Here is a 1,024-nt window from a genome sequence, read left to right on the forward strand (position 1 = left end):
GTGCTCGAAGTCGCCGCCAGTGGTGCCGGTGATAGTCACGCTGACGCTACCGGCGTCGACGTAAACAGTATCTTTCGGTGCAGCGAAGGTGACGGAGCCTTCGGTGGCATCCTTGGCGATGGTGATGGTTTCACCGTTGCTCAAGGTGATCTTCATCTCGGTGCCAGCCGGGTTGGTCAGCTTGGCGGTGTAAACGATGCTGCCGCCTTCCTGAACAGAGCCAGTCGCGGACAAGGTCAGGCCAGTGGTGTCGAGGCGAGCCGGATCATCGGTGACCGTGGTGGTGGTCGTGCCGGTGCCTGCAACGAGGTTTTCGTAGTTGCCGCCGCTCACGCCGGTGATGCTGTTGGTCAGCGCCGGGTTGGTGACGGTGACGTTGTTCGGTGCGCTGAAGTCAACCGAGGCCGAGCTCTGGCCGACCGGAATAACGATGGTCTGTCCGTTGGCGAGGGTGACGGTGACTGGCGTGCCGGTAACCGGCGCCGTCACGGACGCGGTGTAGGTCACCACGCCGCCTTCGGTCACGCTCGGGGTGGCGGTGAGGACGACGGTGCTGGTGTCGAACGTGTCGGTCACGCTGGTGACAGCAGGCGTACCACTGACCGCCAGGTTCTCGAAGTTGCCGCCATCGACTTTGTCGACAGTGACGCTGATGTTCCCCGCGCTTTTGTAAACGTCGTCCGCCGGGGCGGCGAACGCCACGCTGTTGGTGGTCTGGCCGGCGGCGATGACGATGATCGCGCCGTTGGACAGGGTGACGGTGGTCGCGGTGCCGGCCGGGTTGGTCAGGGTGGCGGTGTAGATGATCTGGCCGCCTTCGGCGACGGTACCGGTGGCGCTGATGCTCAGGCCGGTGGTGTCGGTGCTTTCGGTGACGGTGGTCACCGCCGGGGCAGTATTCGGTACCAGGCTTTCGAAGTCGCCGCCGCTCACACCGGTGATGGTGGTGCTGATCGGCGTCTCGCCCTTGTATACGTCATTTGGCGCTGTGAACTGGGCGGTGCCGCTGCTGCTGCCGACCGGG

The 1,024-nt window shown here is 64.6% G+C and carries 1 protein-coding gene; it reads right to left on the bottom strand.

The features are described from left to right. The coding region (locus DM374_RS32570; protein ID WP_177431649.1) for an immunoglobulin-like domain-containing protein at positions 1-1,024 on the bottom strand (1,024 nt) is incomplete at both ends.

Source organism: Pseudomonas huaxiensis, assembly GCF_003231275.1.
Lineage (GTDB): Bacteria > Pseudomonadota > Gammaproteobacteria > Pseudomonadales > Pseudomonadaceae > Aquipseudomonas > Aquipseudomonas huaxiensis.